Here is an 18835-nt window from a genome sequence, read left to right as displayed (position 1 = left end):
CTGACACCGGGGTTATTCCGTGAAAAAGCTCTCCGCACGACGGCGCCACCCATTGGCGGCGCTGGTCGTCCTACTTCTCGCCCTGGCGGCAACCGGGGGGCTGTACGCCGCGTTCGCGCCCGCCGACAAGGCGCAGGCCGACGTCGCCGCGCAGTCGCTCGCGATCGATGAGGGCAAGAAGCTCTTCGCCGTGGGCTGCTCCTCCTGCCACGGCCTGGACGGCCAGGGCAGCAGTGACGGTCCGAACCTGGTCGGCGTCGGCTCCGCCGCTGTCGACTTCCAGGTCGGCACCGGCCGCATGCCGGCCCAGCAGCCCGGCGCCCAGGTCCCGCGCAAGAAGAACATCTACTCGCAGGCCGAGATCGACCAGCTCGCCGCCTACGTCGCCTCCCTCGGTCCCGGCCCGGTGACCCCCAAGGAGGAGCAGTACACCTCGACCAACCCCGAGGACCTCGCCAAGGGTGGCGAGCTGTTCCGCACCAACTGTGCCCAGTGCCACAACTTCGCCGGCCAGGGTGGTGCCCTGACCAAGGGCAAGTACGCCCCGTCGCTCGAGGGCGTGGACGCCAAGCACATCTACGAGGCCATGCAGACCGGCCCGCAGAACATGCCGTCGTTCCCGGACACCACCATGCCCGAGGAGCAGAAGAAGCAGATCGTGGCCTTCGTCCGACACACCACCAACGATGAGCCCAACCCCGGTGGTCTCACCCTGGGCAGCCTCGGTCCGGTGACCGAGGGCCTGTTCGGCTGGATCTTCGGGCTCGGCACGCTCATCGCGGTCGCGATCTGGGTCGCCGCCCACACCACCAAGGCCAAGAAGTCATGAGCCACGACATGTCAGAAGAGAAGCTTCCGGAGCCGCACGGCTCCGCCGGCGAGGTGGCCGACCACGGCCACCCGTTCGCCGACCCGGGCCTGCCGGCCCACGAGCCGCGTCGCACCGACATCGACGAGCGGGCCGCCAAGCGGGCCGAGCGTCAGGTCTCGCTGATGTTCGTGATCTCGATGCTCGCCACCGTCGCGTTCATCGCCTCGTTCGTGGCCATCGACGCGGACCGGATCGTCTACATCTTCCCGCTCGGTCATGTCAGCGCGCTGAACTTCGCGCTCGGCCTGACCCTGGGCGTCGCGCTGTTCATGATCGGCGCGGGTGCGGTCCACTGGGCCCGCACCCTGATGTCGGACGTCGAGCTGCCGGCCGAGCGTCACCCGATCGAGGCCTCCGAGGAGGTCCGCGCCGACGTCATCGAGCAGTTCAAGACCGGTGCCGCCGAGTCCGGCTTCGGTCGCCGCAAGATGATCCGCAACACCCTGATCGGCTCCATGGCGCTGGTCCCGCTCTCCGGCGTGGTCCTGCTCCGTGACCTCGGCCCGCTTCCCGAGAAGAAGCTCATGGAGACCGGCTGGAAGGAGGCGACCGAGAGCAAGCCGCTGCCGCTCGTCAACATGAACACCATGCAGCCGATGAAGCCCGAGGACATCATCGTCGGCTCGCTCACGTTCGCCATGCCGGAGGGCCTGTCCACGCACAGCGAGGACTTCCAGCAGCGGATCGCCAAGGACGCCCTGATGCTGGTCCGCATCGCGCCCGACGACATCAAGGACGAGAAGTCCAAGGACCTGGGCTTCGAGGGCATCCTCGCCTACTCCAAGATCTGCACCCACGTCGGCTGCCCGATCAGCCTGTACGAGCAGCAGACCCACCACGCGCTCTGCCCCTGCCACCAGTCGACCTTCGACCTGGCGGACGGCGCTCGCGTCATCTTCGGCCCGGCCGGCCACCCCCTGCCGCAGCTGAAGATCACCACTGACGAGAAGGGCAACCTGGTCGCCACCGGCGACTTCGCTGAGCCCGTCGGCCCGAGCTACTGGGAGCGTGCTCGATGAGTAGCGCGAGCAGCACCACGACCGGTGCCGCCAAGCCCTCCAGCACGCGTGACAAGCCCGCCAACAAGTGGGAAGCCGCCGCTGACTGGACGGACGGCCGGCTGGGGATCTACTCCCTCGCCAAGGCCAACCTGCGGAAGATCTTCCCGGACCACTGGTCCTTCATGCTGGGCGAGATCTGCCTCTACACGTTCGTCATCATCATCCTGACCGGTGTCTACCTGACGCTGTTCTTCAAGCCCTCGATGGCCGAGGTCATCTACGACGGCTCGTACGTGCCGCTCAAGGGCCTGCCGATGTCGGAGGCCTACGCCTCCACGGTGAACATCAGCTTCGAGGTCCGCGGCGGTCTGCTGATCCGCCAGATCCACCACTGGGCCGCCCTGGTCTTCGTGGCCGCGATGCTCGTGCACATGATGCGCGTGTTCTTCACCGGCGCGTTCCGCAAGCCCCGCGAGATCAACTGGGTCTTCGGCTTCCTGCTGCTGGTCCTGGGCATGTTCGACGGCTTCTTCGGCTACTCGCTGCCGGACGACCTGCTGTCGGGTACCGGTATCCGCTTCATGGAAGGCGCGATCCTCGCCGTCCCGCTGATCGGCACCTACGTCCAGATGTTCCTGTTCGGGGGCGAGTTCCCCGGCCACGACATCGTGCCGCGGTTCTTCACCATCCACGTGCTGCTGATCCCGGGCATCATGCTCGGCCTGCTGGTGGCGCACCTGATCCTGGTCTTCTACCACAAGCACACCCAGTGGGCGGGCCCGGGCAAGACCGAGAAGAACGTCGTCGGCATGCCGCTGATGCCGGTCTACATGGCCAAGGCCGGTGGCTTCTTCTTCCTGGTCTTCGGCATCATCGCCATCATCTCGGCGATCGCCACGATCAACCCGATCTGGTCGGTCGGCCCGTACCGCCCCGACCAGGTCTCCACGGACGCCCAGCCCGACTGGTACATGGGCTTCTCCGAGGGTCTGATCCGGATCATGCCCGGCTGGGAGATCAGCGTCTGGGGCGGCCACACCCTCAACCTGGGTGTCATGGTCCCGCTGGCGATCTTCCCGCTGGTCCTGGTCTCGATCGCGGTCTACCCGTTCATCGAGGGCTGGATCACCGGCGACAAGCGCGAGCACCACATCCTGGACCGCCCGCGCAACGCCCCGGTCCGCACCGCCCTGGGCGCCGCCTGGATCAGCCTCTACCTGCTCCTGCTGGTGGCCGGCGGCAACGACCTGTTCGCCACCCACCTGCACCTGTCGATCAACTCGGTCACCTACTTCGTCCGCGTCGGCTTCTTCGTCGTCCCGGTCGTCGTCTTCATCATCACCAAGCGCTGGTGCCTCGGCCTCCAGCGCCGTGACAAGGAGAAGGTGCTGCACGGCCGCGAGACGGGCGTCATCAAGCGCCTGCCGCACGGCGAGTTCGTCGAGGTGCACGCCCAGCTGCCGCAGCAGGACCTGCACAAGCTCACGGCGCACGAGCAGAACCAGCCGGTCGAGCTGCCGGCCCAGACGGACGAGAACGGCGTGGCCCGCAAGGCCGGCGTCGTCACCCGCACCCGGGCCAAGCTCTCCCGCGGCTTCTACGGCGAGGGCAGCCAGATCCCCAAGCCCACCGCCGAGGAGCACCACGAGATCACCAGCGGCCACGGCCACCACTGATCCCGCAGGCACCACCGCGTCACCCCGAGGGCCGCTGACCAGAGTTCGTCTGGTCAGCGGCCCTCGGCCCTTCCCGAACCCGCCGGCCCCGTACCCGCCCGCGCCCCCAGGAGCCCCCGTGCAGCTCTCCGTCGACCCCGCCAGCGCCACTCCCCCGTACGAGCAGATCCGCGCCCGGATCGCCGACCTGGCCCGCTCCGGGGAGCTGCCGACCGGGCTGCGACTGCCCACCGTCCGGGCCCTGGCCGAGGAGCTGGGACTGGCCGCCGGCACCGTCGCCCGGGCCTACCGCGAGCTGGAGGCGGACGGCGTGGTGGAGACCCACGGCAGGCGCGGCACGCTGATCGCCGCCACCGGCGACGCCGCCCACCGGCTGGCCGCCGAGGCCGCCGCCGAGTACGCCGCCAGGGCGAGCCGGCTGGGCCTCTCCCCCGCGGACGCCCTGGCCGCCGTGGACACCGCCCTGCGGCTGGCCTACCTGAAGGGCTAGCGGGCCCGAGGAGGGCCTTCAGAGCTCGGGGCGGATCATTCCCGCGGCCTGGGCCTGGGAGGCCGGTGCGGTGGTGCTGACGGCCTGTCCCGAGGCGCTGTGCCGGACCCAGTCCGCCCAGTCGATGTTCCAGTCCCCGAAGCCGTTGCCGAAGGGCTCCATCTCGCCGCCGCGGCTGTTCACCACCGTCACCGGGTCCCCCACCCTGGTGTGCTCGTAGAACCACTCGGCGTTGCCGGTGCTCATGCCGGTACAGCCGTGACTGACGTTCTCCAGGCCCTGCGAGCCGACCGACCAGGGCGCCGCGTGGACGTACTCGCCGCTCCAGGTCACCCGGGTGGCCCACAGCACGTCGAGGTCGTACGCCTCCGTGCTGCCCGCCGCTATGCCGATGGTCTCGCCGTTCATCCGGACCGACCGCTCCTGGCCGAGCACCACCTTGACGCCGTTGCGGGTGTCGAAGCCGGGCTTGCCGGTGGTGACCGGGATGCTCCGCAGGACCTCTCCGTCGCGCTTGAGGGTGAGCTCGTGGGCGGCCGCGTCGATCACCGACTCCACCCGTTCGCCGATCCGCAGCTTCAGCGCGCTGCGGTCACCGCCGTAGAGCCCGTCCTCGATCCGGCTGCCGGTGCCGTCGAAGGCCAGTGAGACGGTCGTCCCGGCCGGCCAGTAGTCCTCCGGACGGAAGTGCAGGTTCCTGTCGTCCACCCAGTACCAGGCGCCGGTGACGGTGGGCTGGGAGGCGACGGTCAGGACGCGCTCGACCTCCTGGCGGGCCTGGGGGTCCTTCACCGCCTCGGAGAGCTGCACGGTGAGCGGCTGGCCCACGCCGTAGACGCCGCTGCCGGAGGAGTCCGGGCCGAGCTTGGCGGTGAGCAGGCGCTGGGCCGCGAGGGTGCCGAAGTTCGCGGTGGTGTCGCCGCGGCCGCCCTTGCCGTCGTCGGCGGAGATCCGCACCGAGTACGCGGTGGCGGCCTTCAGCCGGCCGGTGGTCTGCCAGCTGCGCTGGTCCTCGGCGAGCTTCCCGGCGACCACCCGGCCGTCCGGGCCGACCACGGTGACGTCGGTGAGCCGGCTGCCCTGGAGGGCGGTCACGGTGACCGGCTGGGAGGGGTCGGCGTTGCCGTCCGCCGAGAGGTGGACCAGCGGGGCCGCGTCGACCCGGTGCGGCCCCTTGGGGGCGTCCTCCCCGGCCGTGCAGGCGGCCAGCGGGGCCAGCACGGCGAGGGCCAGCGAGATGCCGCCGAGAGCTGCGATTCCGCGCCTGTCGGCCATGACCGCCTCCGAGGGTTCGCACGATTGATCAGATCGTAGGAACGCCCCTGCCGAAGCGACATCCGAGGGACTCCCGGTTCACCCACCGGAGTGAAGCCGTCATTCCGGGGACGCAGCACGCCGGGAACGCCACAGGGCCGGCCCTCCCCTGCGGGAGGACCGGCCCTGGTGCCGGAAGCGGGAACCCTACTGGTTCTGGTTCTCGCCCCGGTAGAACTCGAAGACCCATCCGAAGATGCCGATCAGGATGATCGGGGCGGCCCAGAACATCAGCCACCAGCCGAAGATCACGCCCAGGAAGGCGAGCGCGCCACCGAGCGCCAGCGAGAGCGGCTGCCAGCTGTGCGGGGCGAAGAAGCCCAGCTCGCCGGAGTCGTCCGCGACCTCGGCCTCGGGGTTGTCACCCGCGCCGCTGTCCACCCGGCGGGCGGTGAAGGCGAGGTAGTACCCGATGAAGGCGCAGAGCCCGAAGGCCAGGAACAGCGCCGTGGTGCCGGCGGCCTCGATGCCGAGGTCCGAGTGGTTGGTCCACAGGCCGTAGGTCAGAGCCATGGCCAGTACGAAGACCGACAGGCCCAGGAAGATCTTTCCCTGTTCCTTCATCAGGCGTCGCCCTCCTTGTTGCCCTTGCCCAGCTTCGGGGCGTCGTACTTCGCCGGGGTCACGCCGGCGAGGTGCTTGGCCGGCTCGCCGTGGTTCTCCAGGTAGTCCAGCGCGGCGATCTCCGGGTGGTGGAGGTCGAAGGCCGGGGATTCGGAGCGGATCCGCGGAAGGGTGAGGAAGTTGTGCCGCGGCGGCGGGCAGGAGGTCGCCCACTCCAGCGAGCGGCCGAAGCCCCACGGGTCGTCCACGGTGACCTTCTCGCCGTACTTGGCGGTCTTCCAGACGTTGTAGAGGAACGGCAGGAGCGACAGGCCGAGCACGAAGGAGCCGATGGTCGAGACGGTGTTCAGGGTGGTGAACCCGTCCGACGCCAGGTAGTCGGCGTAGCGGCGGGGCATGCCCTCCGCGCCGAGCCAGTGCTGCACCAGGAAGGTGGTGTGGAAGCCGATGAACAGCGTCCAGAAGGTGATCTTGCCGAGGCGCTCGTCCAGCATCTTGCCGGTCATCTTCGGCCACCAGAAGTGGAAGCCGGCGAACATCGCGAACACGACGGTGCCGAAGACCACGTAGTGGAAGTGGGCGACGACGAAGTACGAGTCCGAGACGTGGAAGTCGATCGGCGGGGAGGCCAGCAGGACACCCGTCAGACCACCGAAGAGGAAGGTGACCAGGAAGCCGACCGTCCAGAGCATCGGGGTCTCGAAGCTCAGCGAGCCCTTCCACATGGTGCCGACCCAGTTGAAGAACTTCACACCGGTCGGGACCGCGATCAGGAAGGTCATGAACGAGAAGAACGGCAGCAGGACTTGTCCCGTGACGTACATGTGGTGCGCCCACACCGTGACGGACAGACCGGCGATCGCGATGGTGGCCGCGATCAGGCCGGAGTAGCCGAACATCGGCTTGCGGCTGAAGACCGGGATGATCTCCGACACGATGCCGAAGAACGGCAGCGCGATGATGTACACCTCGGGATGCCCGAAGAACCAGAACAGGTGCTGCCAGAGCATCGCCCCGCCGTTGGCAGGGTCGAAGACGTGGGCACCGAACTTGCGGTCCGCCTCCAGGGCGAACAGCGCGGCGGCCAGCACCGGGAAGGCCAGCAGGACCAGCACCGAGGTCAGCAGGACGTTCCAGACGAAGATCGACATCCGGAACATCGTCATGCCGGGCGCGCGCATGCAGATGATCGTGGTGATGAAGTTGACCGCACCGAGGATCGTGCCGAAGCCGGAGAAGGCCAGACCCATGATCCACATGTCGCCGCCGATGCCGGGCGAGTGAACCGCGTCCGACAGCGGGGAGTAGGCGAACCAGCCGAAGTTGGCGGCGCCGTTCGGGGTCAGGAAGCCCGCCACCGCGATGGTCGAACCGAAGAGGTACAGCCAGTACGCGAACATGTTCAGACGCGGGAACGCCACGTCGGGGGCGCCGATCTGGAGCGGCATGATCCAGTTCGCGAAGCCGGCGAAGAGCGGCGTCGCGAACATCAGCAGCATGATCGTGCCGTGCATCGTGAAGGCCTGGTTGAACTGCTCGTTCGACAGGATCTGGGTCCCGGGACGAGCCAGCTCGGCACGCATGACCAGGGCGAGGATGCCACCGATCAGGAAGAAGGCGAACGACGTCGCCAGGTACAGCGTGCCGATCGTCTTGTGGTCAGTGGTGGTCATCCACTTGATGATGGTCGAACCCGGCTTCCGGGTCCGCTGCGCCCCGACCGTGACGGCCTCGGCGCCCCCGCCGGCCGCGGCGGGCTCGTTGAGGATTGTCACTTCTCTTCACTTCCCATGGTGATCAGGCCGGAGGGCACCGCACCGTTCTGGCCCTTGGCGCGAAGATCGGCCAGGTGCTTGTCGTAGTCGGCGCGGTCGACGACCTTGACGTTGAACAGCATGCGCGAGTGGTCGACGCCGCAGAGCTCGGCGCACTTGCCCATGTACTCGCCCTTGACGGTCGGCGTGACCTCGAACTTGTTCACCACGCCCGGCACGACGTCCATCTTCATCATGAAGTTGACGGGCCAGAAGTCGTGGATGACGTCACGCGAGGTGAGGCGGAACTGCGTCGACTCGTTGACCGGCATCCAGAGCGTCGGAACGTCCTTGGGGGTACCGACGTCGTACGCGGCGTCCTTGTTTGCCGCGTCGGGGGTCTCGGTGTTCTCGTAGTTGAACGCCCAGCTCCACTGGAAACCGACCACGTTGACGTAGTGCTGCGGCTTCTCGGAGGTGGCGATCAGCTTGCTCTCGTCGCGGGCGACGAAGTAGAAGAGCACCGAGACGATGATGATGGGGACCGCGGTGTAGAGCGCCTCGATGGGCACGTTGTACCGGGTCTGCGGAGGGACCTCCACGCCGGTGCGCTTGCGCCGGTGGAAGATCACGCTCCAGATGATCAGACCCCACATCAGTACGCCGACCACCAGCGCCGCGATCCAGGACCCCTGCCACATCTGGAGGACCATCGGCCCTTCCTTGGTGACGGGGCTCGGGAGGCCAAGCCTGGGGAGGTCGTTGGCCGAGCAGCCGGTAGCGGTCGCGATGACGAGGCCCAGTGCCAGCGCCTGAGGCAGCTTCCGCCGCATCGTGCGCCGCGGCGAGCGGTCGGAGCCGTTGGGACTCACGTAGCGCCTTCCCGAAGTCTCGCCCGCCTTCGCGTCGCCCCGGAGAGGAGTGTGAGCCTCCCCGGCGACCCGTCCACGGGCACGGTTTGAATGCTTATGCGGGCCAAACCCTACTCCAGCCTTATGCGCTCCTGACGGGCAGCCCCCGGTAACGCGCCGCCCGCTAGCCCGATCAGGCCCGGTGGGGGCTGCGTCGCAGGTCATCGTAGGCATTCGAGGTCCGTACGCCCGATCGGGGGATGACCTCGGATGACATCCGTGACGATCCGTCGGACGCGGACGAAGCGGACATTCGGGGTGATCGACTGACGGTGGGTGAGCCGCGTGACCCGGCCGGGTCGCGCACCGGGTGTGTCGTTAAATGTGACCGTGTACTTCGACGCGGCCTCGACGGCCCCCCTGCACCCCGTCGCGCGGCAGGCACTGACCGCCGCCCTGGACGAGGGCTGGGCCGATCCGGCCCGGCTGTACCGCTCCGGCCGGCAGGCCCGGATGCTGCTGGACGCCGCCCGCGAGACGGTGGCCGCGGTGCTGGGCGCGCGGGCGGACGAGATCTCCTTCACCGCCAGCGGGACGCAGTCCGTCCAGCTCGGTCTGCTCGGCGCCCTGGCCGGCAACCGGCGGCGCGGCGGCCACTTCGTGCACTCCGCGGTGGAGCACTCCAGCGTGCTGCACGTCGGCGAGCGCCACGAGGCGGGCGGGGGCGAGGTGTCGGTGGCCCCGGTGGACCGGGGCGGCCGGGCCGACACGGAGGCCTTCGCCGCGCTGCTGCGCCCGGACACCGCGCTGGCCGCGCTGCAGAGCGCCAACCACGAGGTGGGGACGGTGCAGCCGGTCGGCGAGGTCGCCGCGCGGTGCGCCGAGGCGGGCGTCCCGCTGCTGGTGGACGCGGCACAGAGCGCCGGACGGACGGACGTCCCCGCGGGCTGGTCGCTGCTGACGGCGAGCGCCCACAAGTGGGGCGGCCCGGCCGGGGTCGGGGTGCTGGCGGTGCGCAAGGGCGTCAGGTACGCCTCGCCGCTGCCTGCCGACGAGCGCGAGGGCGGCCGGGTGCCCGGCTACGTCAACGTCCCGGCGATCGTGGCCGCGGCCGCCTCGCTGCGCGCCGTACGGGCCGAGGCCGAGCGGGAGAACGCCCGGCTGCACGCGCTGGTGGAGCGGATCCGCACCCGGGTGCCGCAGCTGGTGCCCGAGGTCGAGGTGGTCGGCGACCCGGTGCGGCGGCTGCCCCACATCGTCACCTTCTCCTGCCTGTACGTGGACGGGGAGGTGCTGCTGACCGAGCTGGACCGGGCGGGCTTCGCGGTCTCCTCCGGCTCCTCCTGCACCTCGTCCACGCTGACGCCCAGCCATGTGCTGGCGGCGATGGGGGTGCTCACCGAGGGGAACGTCCGGGTCTCGCTGCCGTACGGGACGGCCGAGGCGGACGTGGAGCGCTTCCTCGCGGTGCTGCCCGGCCTGGTGGCCGGCGTCCGGGCGCCGCTCGGGCTGGACCTGCCGGCGCCGGAGGCCCCCGCCGGGGAACTGCTGCTGGTCGTCGACGCCCTCGGCAAGCGCTGCCCGCTGCCGGTGATCGAGCTGGCGAAGCGGATCGGCGAGGTGCCGCCGGGCGGCACGGTCGCCGTGCTGTCCGACGACGAGGCGGCCCGGCTGGACATCCCGGCCTGGTGCGGGATGCGCGGGCAGGAGTACCTGGGCGAGGCCCCGGCCACCGAGTACGGCGGTGACCGGGGCTCGGCCTACCTCGTGCTGCGCCGCTCCTGAGCGGGGCCCGCTACTTGACCAGGTACGCGCGGATCTCGGCGGTCGCCTCGGCGCCGTAGGCCTCCTCGAAACGGCCCAGGAAGGCGGCCGGGCGCAGCTCGTACTCCTGGGTGCCGACGGTCTCGATCACCAGGGTGGCGAGCATGCAGCCGAGCTGGGCGGAGCGCTCCAGGTCGAGGTCCCAGGACAGGCCGGCCAGGAAGCCCGCCCGGAAGGCGTCGCCGACGCCGGTCGGGTCGACCTTGGCCTCCTCCTTGGCGCAGCCGACCAGGATCGGGGCCTCGCCCTTGCGCTCGATCCGGACGCCCTTGCTGCCCAGGGTGGTGATCCGGGTGCCGACGCGGGTGAGCAGCTCCTCGGCGTCCCAGCCGGTCTTGCTCTCGATCAGCGCGGCCTCGTACTCGTTGGTGAAGAGGTACGCGGCGCCGTCCACGATCTCGCGGATGTCGTCGCCCTCCAGGCGGGCCAGCTGCTGGGAGGGGTCGGCGGCGAAGGCGTAGCCGCGGGTGCGGCACTCCTGGGTGTGGCGGACCATGCCCTGCGGGTCGTCGGCGCCGACCAGGACGAGGTCCAGGCCGCCGACGCGGTCGGCGATCGGCTTCAGCTCGATGTTGCGGGCCTCGGCCATGGCGCCGGTGTAGAACGAGGCGATCTGGTTGTGGTCCTCGTCCGTGGTGCACATGAAGCGCGCGGTGTGCCGGGTCTCGGAGATGTGGACGGAGTCGCAGTCCACGTTGTTGCGCTCCAGCCAGCTGCGGTACTCGGCGAAGTCCGCGCCGGCGGCGCCGACCAGGATCGGGCGCAGGCCGAGCACGCCCATCCCGAAGGCGATGTTCGGCGCGACGCCGCCGCGACGGATGTCCAGGGTGTCGACCAGGAAGGACAGCGACACGGTGTGCAGCTGCTCGGCGACCAGCTGGTCGGCGAACCGGCCGGGGAATGTCATCAGGTGGTCGGTGGCGATCGAGCCGGCGACGGCGATACGCACGGGAGGTCTCCTCAGGATGGCTGCGGGGCCAGCGGGCAAGCGGGGGTGAACCCGCCCACGGTACCCGGCCCCGGCGAGCGCGCCGCAAGAGTGCCTCGGGTTGACGCCCGCACGGCCATGGTGGCACTCGTTGCGCTCGAACGTGTACTACCTGCCGGTAGCACTGGTGGGCGGCCCGAGCCCTGCCTAGGGTCGGCCTGGGGGCGCCTCCGTCGACTCCGGAGCCGCCTCCCGGAGGCCCGCCGTGCAGGCGGGCCCCGTCGTCGACTGCGGCAGCGTGGCCGCGGCCCCGGATCGGAGCGCTACCCGATGACCGACCACTCCCCCGTGCCCGCCCTGCGGACCGAGGACGGCGAGACCCTCGACGCCCTGGTGGACTCCTCCCGGCGGCTGCGCCGGTTCTGGCCACAGCTCACCGTCGGCCCGGAGCCCGCCGCCCCGTCGCCGGCCGGCTTCCTGGTGCCCTCCGGGGCGCAGCGGGTGGTCGCGGGGATGGCCGAGTACGGCTTCTGAACCCCGGCCGGCCGGTACGGAACCGGATCCGTCCGGAGCACGTCACATCCGCGCGGAGCGGCCGCGGAGGCGGCACCGCTGAACCCTCGGGAGGATGTGCAGATGGATCCGGAGACGATGCCCCGGCGCGGTCGGCGGACGGTGGCCCTGGCGGGCCTGGCCCTGGCGGCGGTGGTGACGGCGGCCGGCTGCGACGGGGGCGGCGGGACCGCCTCGGACGCGGCGGCGGCCGGCGCGACCGCCTCGGCCCCGGCCCCGGCGAGTGCCTCCGCGCGGACCCCGGCGGATTCCGGGAGTCCGGCCCCGACGGCTCCGACCGGGAGTGCCTCCGGTACCGCGCAGCCGGCCTCGCCACCGCCGACCGGCTTCACGCCCGCCCCGGCCTCCCCGCCGCCCGGTCGGCCGGAACCGGCCACTCCCCCGGGCAACGGGATCGCGGTGGGCGAGCCGAACCCGAACGGTTCGGGCTCGCCCGTCCGCCCACCGGTCGGGTACCGGGTGGACGGCACCACCAAGCTGACCGTCTACTTCTTCGGCGGGGTCTGCACCACGTACGCGCTGAAGGCCGACGAGTCGCAGCCGGGCCGGGTGGACGTGCAGGTCGTGCCGGGCCCGCCCACGGTCCAGCCGGGGCAGGTGTGCAACGCGCTGGCCAAGCGGCAGTCGGTGTCGGCCGACCTGCGCTCGCCGCTGGCCGGGCGGACGGTGGTCGACAGGTCGAGTGGCCAGGAGGTGCCGCTGGAGGGCGACCCGCGCATCGGGCCGGATCCGGTCACCCCGGACGTCGCCGGGCAGTAGCAGCCGGAGCGGTAGCGGCCCGGGCGGCAGGAGCCCGGGCGCGGAAACGGAAAGGCGGCCCCGGGGATGATCCCCGGGGCCGCCTTCCGCAGCGGGCCTGGCTGAGGCCTAGCTGAACGAGTCGCCGCAGGCGCAGGAGCCGGTGGCGTTCGGGTTGTCGATGGTGAAGCCCTGCTTCTCGATGGTGTCGACGAAGTCGACGGTGGCGCCGCCCAGGTACGGGGCGCTCATCCGGTCGGTGACGACCTTGACACCGTCGAAGTCCTTGATCACGTCACCGTCGAGCGAGCGCTCGTCGAAGAACAGCTGGTAACGCAGGCCGGAGCAGCCACCGGGCTGGACGGCGACGCGCAGCGCGAGGTCCTCGCGGCCTTCCTGCTCCAGCAGGGCCTTGACCTTGCCCGCGGCGGCATCGGTAAGGAGGATGCCACTGTCGACAGTGGTCTCGTCCTGGACGGTCATCTGCTTTCTCCCGGTCTTGGCGACGGTCTGCCGCAAGTGCCAACCAACAGCCGTCCGGTTTCATTTCCCGGTCGGCGGTGGATTTCTGTGGCCTGGTCGCGGCTGGATATCCGTGGGCCGGGTGTGCCACCCGCGTCCCCTACGCTCCCCATGCTCGCACACCCCGCGGGGCCGGTCACCGCCCGAGGCACGGATCCGGGTGAACCGGCCCCGGCGCGGCCCGCGGGACGCCAGGATGGTCCGCATGATCCTTCGCCCGGTCAGGGACACCGCCGCGGACGCGGAGGCCGTCCGGGAGCTCACCGCCGCCGCGTTCGCCGACGACGCCCCGGCCGGGTCCGCACCGGACCCGACGCCGCTGCGGCTGGCCGGGACCAGGCACCTGGCGCGCACCGATCCCGGGGGCTGCTGGCTGGCGGAGAGCGGTGGCGAGCCGGTCGGGGTGGTGCTGTCGATCCGCCGGGAGGGCCTGTGGGCGCCCTCGCTGCTCGCGGTCCGGCCGTCGGCGCGGGGCAAGGGCGTCGGCCGGCTGCTGCTGGAACGGGCGGCTGCGCACTCCAAGGGCTGTCTGCGCGGGATGGTGTGCGCCGCGGACTCCCCGGCGGCGGCCCGCCGCTACCGGCTGGCCGGGTTCACCCTGCATCCGGCGATGGGGCTGGCCGGACGGGTGGACCGGAGCGGGCTGCTCGACCCCGGGGACATCCCGGTGCACCGCGGCAACGCCACCCACCGGCACCTGCTGGACTCGGTGGACCGGCGGCTGCGCGGGTCCGCGCACGGTCCTGACCACGAGCTGATGCTGGGCCACTTCGAGGAGTTGCTGATCGCCGACGCGCTGGCCGGCAGCGGCTACTGCTACCGGGACGGCGGCGTGGTGCGGCTGCTCGCGGCGACCAGCAAGCGGATCGCCGCCCGGCTGCTGCGCGAGGCACTGGCCCGGGTGCCGGACGGGGCCGAGGCCCGGGTGGAGTACCTCACCGCGGAGCAGGAGTGGGCGCTGGACGTCGGGCTGGAGGTCGGGCTGACCCCGCGGTCCCGCGGTTTCGTCGGGGTGCGGGGGATGCGGCCGCCGGCGCCGTACCTGCCGAGCGGGGCGTTCCTGTAGCGCGGGCGTTCCCGTGGCGCGGGCGCCGTCCGTGGCGAGGCCGGGCGGGAGCGCGTCCGGCCCCACCGGGGAGCCGGTGGGGCCGGACGGCGGATGCCTCGGTCAGGCCATGGTGGCCAGGATCTCCTCGACCATCTCCATGGTGGTGCCGGGGTGGAGGAAGGCGAAGCGGGCGACCGTCTCGCCGTCCCAGCCGGTGGGGGTGACGAAGCCGATCTGGTCCGCGAGCAGCTGCTGCGACCAGCGGTAGTAGTCGTCGTTGGTCCAGCCCCTGCGCTTGAAGCAGACCGCCGAGAGCTGCGGGTCGAACAGCAGCTCCAGGTGCTCGGTCTCGCGGATCAGCCGCGCGGTCTCCCTGGCCAGGGTGAGGCCGGCCTCGATGGCGTCGGTGTAGGCCTGGACGCCGTGCACGGCCAGCGAGAACCAGAGCGGCAGGCCGCGGGCGCGCCGGGTCAGGTGGTAGGCGTAGTCGGTGGGGTTCCACTCGTCGCCCTCGGTGTGCAGCACGTCCAGGTAGGAGGCGTCCTGGGTGTGCACGGCGCGGGCGAGCTGCGGGTTGCGGTAGATCAGCGCGGCGCAGTCGAAGGGGGCGAACAGCCACTTGTGCGGGTCGACCACGAAGGAGTCGGCGTGCTCGATGCCGTCGTAGCGCTCGCGGACCGAGGGGGCGAACAGGCCCGCGCCGCCGTAGGCGCCGTCCACGTGGAACCACAGGTCGCGCTCGCGGGCGACCTCGGCCAGGCCCTTGAGGTCGTCGACGATGCCCTCGTTGGTGGTGCCCGCGGTGCCGACGACGGCGATCACCGTCTCGGGGTCGGGGTCGGCGGCCAGCGCGGCGCGCAACGCCTCGCCGGTGAACCGCCGGTCGACGGTCGGGACCTTGAAGGCCTCGACGCCGATGATGTTGAAGGTGTTCTTGACCGAGGAGTGCACCTGGTCGGCGACCGCGATCCGCAGCCGCGCCTCCGGACCGACGCCGAGCCGGCGGCGGGCCGTGTCGCGGGCGACCACGAGGGCGGAGAGGTTGCCCGCCGAGCCGCCGGAGACGAAGGTGCCGCCGGCCGACTGGGGCATGCCCGCGCGGTCGGCGATCAGGCGCAGCACCTGGTTCTCGGCGGCGATCGCGCCGGCCGCCTCCAGCCAGGAGATGCCCTGGAGGGAGGCGCAGGAGACGACCATGTCGAACAGCAGCGCGGCCTTGGTCGGGGCGCACGGGATGAAGGACAGGTAGCGAGGGCTGTCGGCGGAGATGACCGCCCTGGACAGCTCGTGGTCGTACAGCTTCAGCACGTCGGCCGGGGCGTTGCCGTCCTGGTTGAGCAGGCCGGCCAGCTGGCCGCGCAGGTGCTCGCCGTCGCCGGGGTGGTCGAGCGGGACGGGGTCGTACTGCAGCCGCTCCCGCATGTAGTCGAAGACCAGGTCGACCAGGTCGTTGTCGGGCCGGTGCATGCGGTCGGGTGCTGCGGACACGGCTGTCCCTCTCGGCGTGGGGTGTCGGGGGGCGTCCGGTCGGCGGGACGCTTCACCGCGACGGCCGGACATGATCAGCGTAGGCAGCACCGGCACCCCGGCGCGCGTCGGAACGCGGCTGGTCAGGCAGGTTTCGGGCGTCTTCGGGACGGTCCGCGCAGGATTCCTGCGTGCCGCCCGCAGGGGCTATCCGATGAGCTGTGAGAGGACCACGGAGGAGCGGCTGCGCTGCACGCCGGGCTCGCGCCGGATGCGCTCGATGACGGCCTCCAGGTGGCGCATGTCGGCGGCCCGCAGGTGCACCAGGGCGTCCGGATCGCCGGTGACCGTCCAGGCGGCGACCACCTCGGGGAACTGCCGCAGGCTGGCGAGGATCTCCTCGGGGGCGGTGCGCTCGCGGCAGTAGACCTCGACGAAGGCCTCGGTCTGCCAGCCCAGCACGGAGGGGTCGAGCACCACGGTGAAGCCCCGCACCACGCCGCGCGCCCGCAGCCGGTCGATCCGCCGGCGCACCGCGGTGGCGGAGAGGTTCACCTGGAGGCCGATCTCGGCGTAGGAGGCACGGCCGTCGCTGCCGAGCCGGGCGAGCAGGAGGCGGTCGGTCTCGTCCAGGTCGGCCCCGACCACCTCGTGCGCTCGGCTGCTGGTCATCGGTGCGGGGCTCCACGGGTCGTACGGGCGTTTCGGCGGGGCGCTCCGGTGGCGGGCTCCACTGCCCGGGCGCCTTTGCCGAAACGGTTCGTCACCATTCTGGCGGATGACCCGGACGAGTTCACCGCCGACGGACGACCGGCGGGCGGCCGTCACCGGACGAGCAGCACGATCTTCCCCCTGGTGCGGCCCTCGGCGCTGAGCGCCTGGGCGGAGGCCGCCTGGGCCAGCGGGAAGGTGGAGGCGACGGTGACGGTCAGCCGGCCGTCGTCGGCGAGCGCGGCCAGCTCGGCGAGGTCTCCGGCGTCCGGACGGACCCAGACGTACCGGCCGCCGAGCGCCTTGACCCCGAAGTCGGCGGTCGAGGCGATCCGGCCCGGGTCGGCCACCAGGCCGGCCGAGACCTGGACGGCTCCGTGGCCGACCAGGTCGAGGGCCGCGTCCACCCCGTCGGGGGCGAGCGCGCGGACCCGCTCGGCCAGGCCCTCGCCGTACACGACCGGCTCGGCGCCGAGGCCGCGCAGGAAGTCGTGGTTGCGCTCGGCCGCGGTGCCGATCACCCGGGCGCCGCGCGCCCTGGCCAGCTGCACCGCCAGGTGGCCCACCCCGCCGGCGGCGGCGTGCACCAGGACGGTCTCCCCCTCGGCGACGCCCAGCGCCCGCAGGCCCTGCAGGGCGGTGAGCCCGGCCAGCGGCAGGCCGCCGGACTGCGCCCAGTCCAGCGCGGCCGGCCTGCGGGCCAGGGTGCGGATCGGGGCGGAGACCAGCTCGGCGTACGTCCCGTGCTCGACGGCGTCCTTGCGGACGTAGCCGTACACCTCGTCGCCCGGGGCGAACTCGGTGACCGCGCCGCCGACCGCGCGGACCACCCCGGCCACGTCCCAGCCCATGACCAGCGGGAAGTGCACGTCGAAGAGGCCGTCCAGGGCGCCGTCCCTGATCTTCCAGTCCACCGGGTTCACCCCGGCCGCCCTGACCTCCACGAGAACGGAGTCGGGCCCGACCCTGGGGTCGGGCAGGTCGGTGTACTCGACCACCTCGGGGCCGCCGTAGCGGTTGATCGCGATTGCCTTCATGGGCTCAGCCATACCCCCGGGCTCCGGCATATCGATTCGGCCACACCCGGACTGCCCCGAATCGGTGATCCGGCTCCGCGGGGTCCATTCCGGCAAGCGGTTCTCGTCACATCGACAGAATGGCCGTCGTCACTCTGACGCTAAGCGGTTAGAATAGATAGCGTCAGTTAGACGAAAAGGCCCCACCGCTAGCTCGGCCGCACAGAAGGGCACCCGCCCGTGACCACCACCATCACCGAGACCTACGGCGTCGACCCCACCCCGACGCCGCTCGCTCTGCTGCTGCTCGGCCGTGAGGCCGACCCGAACAGCGAGCGCGGCGTCGAATGCCCCGGTGACCTCCCTCCGGCCTCCGACCCGAACCTCGTCGAGCGAGCCCGGGCGGCCAAGGCCGCCCTCGGCGACCGCGTCTTCATCCTCGGCCACCACTACCAGCGCGACGAGGTGATCGAGTTCGCCGACGTCACCGGCGACTCCTTCAAGCTCGCCCGCGACGCCGCGGCCCGCCCCGAGGCCGAGTACATCGTCTTCTGCGGCGTGCACTTCATGGCCGAGTCCGCGGACATCCTCACCAGCGAGCGCCAGCAGGTCGTCCTGCCGGACCTCGCGGCCGGCTGCTCGATGGCCGACATGGCCACCGCCGAGCAGGTCGCCGAGTGCTGGGACGCGCTGACCGACGCCGGCATAGCCGACGTGACCGTACCGGTCTCGTACATGAACTCCTCCGCCGACATCAAGGCCTTCACCGGGCGGCACGGCGGCCTCATCTGCACCTCCTCCAACGCCAAGCGCGCCCTGGAGTGGGCCTTCGAGCAGGGCCAGAAGGTGCTGTTCCTGCCCGACCAGCACCTCGGCCGCAACACCGCGGTGCGCGACATGGGCTTCTCCCTCGACGACTGCGTGGTCTACAACCCGCACCGGCCGAACGGCGGGCTGACCGCCGAGCAGCTGCGGGACGCGAAGATGATCCTCTGGCGCGGGCACTGCTCGGTGCACGGCCGGTTCAGCCTGGACTCGGTGAACGACGTCCGCGAGCGGATCCCCGGCGTGAACGTCCTGGTGCACCCCGAGTGCAAGCACGAGGTCGTCGCGGCCGCCGACATGGTGGGCTCGACCGAGTACATCATCAAGGCGCTGGACGCCGCCGAGCCCGGCTCCAAGTGGGCCATCGGCACCGAGCTGAACCTCGTCCGCCGCCTGGCCAAGGCGCACCCGGACAAGGAGATCGTCTTCCTGGACCGCGCGGTCTGCTTCTGCTCGACCATGAACCGGATCGACCTGCCGCACCTGGTCTGGGCGCTGGAGTCGCTGGTCGAGGGCCGGGTGCCGAACGTGATCACCGTCGACCCGGAGACCGAGAAGTACGCCAAGGCCGCGCTGGACCGGATGCTGGCCCTGCCGTAGCCCCCGGGCGGACGACGACGAAGGGCGGGCCCCCTCCGGTGGGAGGGGGCCCGCCCTTTCGT

General features: G+C 71.3%; 18 protein-coding genes. 9 read left to right on the top strand and 9 right to left on the bottom strand.

Translation table 11 applies throughout. The features are described from left to right. Window positions 1-19 precede the first annotated feature (19 nt). From ACIQOW_RS02380 to ACIQOW_RS02365, 4 genes are all read left to right on the top strand, one after another. Window positions 20-829 (top strand): c-type cytochrome, encoded by an 810-nt coding sequence (locus ACIQOW_RS02380; protein ID WP_401078847.1) that lies wholly within the window; start codon window positions 20-22, stop codon window positions 827-829. Window positions 830-837: 8 nt separating this feature from the next. Next, a complete protein-coding gene (locus tag ACIQOW_RS02375) occupies window positions 838-1890 on the top strand; it encodes a Rieske 2Fe-2S domain-containing protein (protein ID WP_401078844.1) in 1053 nt (350 codons plus the stop codon). Further along, entirely contained in the window at window positions 1887-3548 is a 1662-nt protein-coding gene (locus tag ACIQOW_RS02370; RefSeq protein ID WP_188297373.1) for a cytochrome bc complex cytochrome b subunit, read from the top strand. Before ACIQOW_RS02375 ends, ACIQOW_RS02370 begins: the two co-directional genes overlap by 4 nt. Window positions 3549-3666: 118 nt before the next feature. Further along, window positions 3667-4038, top strand: coding sequence for a GntR family transcriptional regulator (locus ACIQOW_RS02365; RefSeq protein ID WP_401078840.1), 372 nt, complete (start codon window positions 3667-3669; stop codon window positions 4036-4038). Window positions 4039-4056: 18 nt separating this feature from the next. On the opposite strand, the gene ACIQOW_RS02360 is transcribed toward ACIQOW_RS02365, so the two are convergent. From ACIQOW_RS02360 to coxB, 4 genes are all read right to left on the bottom strand, one after another. Continuing rightward, the gene (locus tag ACIQOW_RS02360; protein WP_401078838.1) at window positions 4057-5313 is read right to left on the bottom strand and encodes an Ig-like domain-containing protein; all 1257 of its coding nucleotides are present in this window, start codon (window positions 5311-5313) and stop codon (window positions 4057-4059) included. Between the two features lie 186 nt (window positions 5314-5499). Next, the gene (locus ACIQOW_RS02355; protein ID WP_188297376.1) at window positions 5500-5916 is read right to left on the bottom strand and encodes a cytochrome c oxidase subunit 4; all 417 of its coding nucleotides are present in this window, start codon (window positions 5914-5916) and stop codon (window positions 5500-5502) included. Beyond that, on the bottom strand, window positions 5916-7691 hold the full coding sequence (ctaD, locus tag ACIQOW_RS02350; protein WP_188297377.1) for a cytochrome c oxidase subunit I: 1776 nt from the start codon (window positions 7689-7691) through the stop codon (window positions 5916-5918). Before ctaD ends, ACIQOW_RS02355 begins: the two co-directional genes overlap by 1 nt. Then, window positions 7688-8542, bottom strand: a complete 855-nt coding sequence (gene coxB, locus ACIQOW_RS02345; protein WP_401078835.1) for a cytochrome c oxidase subunit II — start codon at window positions 8540-8542, stop codon at window positions 7688-7690. The genes ctaD and coxB overlap by 4 nt, the downstream gene beginning before the upstream one ends. 369 nt (window positions 8543-8911) lie before the next feature. On the opposite strand from coxB, the gene ACIQOW_RS02340 reads away from it, so the two are divergent. Then, window positions 8912-10306 carry a cysteine desulfurase/sulfurtransferase TusA family protein gene (locus ACIQOW_RS02340; protein WP_401078833.1) on the top strand — a complete coding sequence of 465 codons (1395 nt, stop codon included), beginning with the start codon at window positions 8912-8914 and terminating at the stop codon, window positions 10304-10306. Between the two features lie 10 nt (window positions 10307-10316). Here ACIQOW_RS02340 and ACIQOW_RS02335 read toward each other — a convergent pair whose 3' ends face one another. Continuing rightward, window positions 10317-11294 (bottom strand): carbohydrate kinase family protein, encoded by a 978-nt coding sequence (locus ACIQOW_RS02335; protein ID WP_188297380.1) that lies wholly within the window; start codon window positions 11292-11294, stop codon window positions 10317-10319. A 309-nt stretch (window positions 11295-11603) separates the two neighbouring features. Here ACIQOW_RS02335 and ACIQOW_RS02330 point away from each other — a divergent pair, with 309 nt between their 5' ends. Beyond that, the gene (locus ACIQOW_RS02330; protein ID WP_401078829.1) at window positions 11604-11807 is read left to right on the top strand and encodes a hypothetical protein; all 204 of its coding nucleotides are present in this window, start codon (window positions 11604-11606) and stop codon (window positions 11805-11807) included. 102 nt (window positions 11808-11909) lie between these two features. Further along, on the top strand, window positions 11910-12605 hold the full coding sequence (locus ACIQOW_RS02325; protein ID WP_401078826.1) for a hypothetical protein: 696 nt from the start codon (window positions 11910-11912) through the stop codon (window positions 12603-12605). Between the two features lie 108 nt (window positions 12606-12713). On the opposite strand, the gene erpA is transcribed toward ACIQOW_RS02325, so the two are convergent. Further along, a complete protein-coding gene (gene erpA / locus ACIQOW_RS02320; RefSeq protein ID WP_188297383.1) occupies window positions 12714-13067 on the bottom strand; it encodes an iron-sulfur cluster insertion protein ErpA in 354 nt (117 codons plus the stop codon). 244 nt (window positions 13068-13311) lie between these two features. Between erpA and ACIQOW_RS02315 the strand changes: the two genes are divergently transcribed. Further along, window positions 13312-14172, top strand: coding sequence for a GNAT family N-acetyltransferase (locus ACIQOW_RS02315; RefSeq protein WP_401078823.1), 861 nt, complete (start codon window positions 13312-13314; stop codon window positions 14170-14172). Between the two features lie 102 nt (window positions 14173-14274). On the opposite strand, the gene ACIQOW_RS02310 is transcribed toward ACIQOW_RS02315, so the two are convergent. The 3 genes from ACIQOW_RS02310 to ACIQOW_RS02300 form a co-directional block, all read right to left on the bottom strand. Continuing rightward, a complete protein-coding gene (locus tag ACIQOW_RS02310; protein WP_401078820.1) occupies window positions 14275-15642 on the bottom strand; it encodes a pyridoxal phosphate-dependent decarboxylase family protein in 1368 nt (455 codons plus the stop codon). A 186-nt stretch (window positions 15643-15828) separates the two neighbouring features. Continuing rightward, window positions 15829-16293, bottom strand: a complete 465-nt coding sequence (locus ACIQOW_RS02305) for an Lrp/AsnC family transcriptional regulator (protein WP_049651848.1) — start codon at window positions 16291-16293, stop codon at window positions 15829-15831. Window positions 16294-16445: 152 nt separating this feature from the next. Beyond that, window positions 16446-17369, bottom strand: a complete 924-nt coding sequence (locus ACIQOW_RS02300) for an NADP-dependent oxidoreductase (protein ID WP_401078817.1) — start codon at window positions 17367-17369, stop codon at window positions 16446-16448. 219 nt (window positions 17370-17588) lie between these two features. Between ACIQOW_RS02300 and nadA the strand changes: the two genes are divergently transcribed. Then, on the top strand, window positions 17589-18773 hold the full coding sequence (gene nadA, locus ACIQOW_RS02295) for a quinolinate synthase NadA (protein ID WP_401078814.1): 1185 nt from the start codon (window positions 17589-17591) through the stop codon (window positions 18771-18773). Window positions 18774-18835: the final 62 nt, after the last annotated feature.

The organism is Kitasatospora sp. NPDC091335 (assembly GCF_044757205.1).
Taxonomy (GTDB): domain Bacteria; phylum Actinomycetota; class Actinomycetes; order Streptomycetales; family Streptomycetaceae; genus Kitasatospora.
Note: the sequence above shows the minus strand (reverse complement) of the source record. Positions and strands in the feature narration are given on the sequence as shown.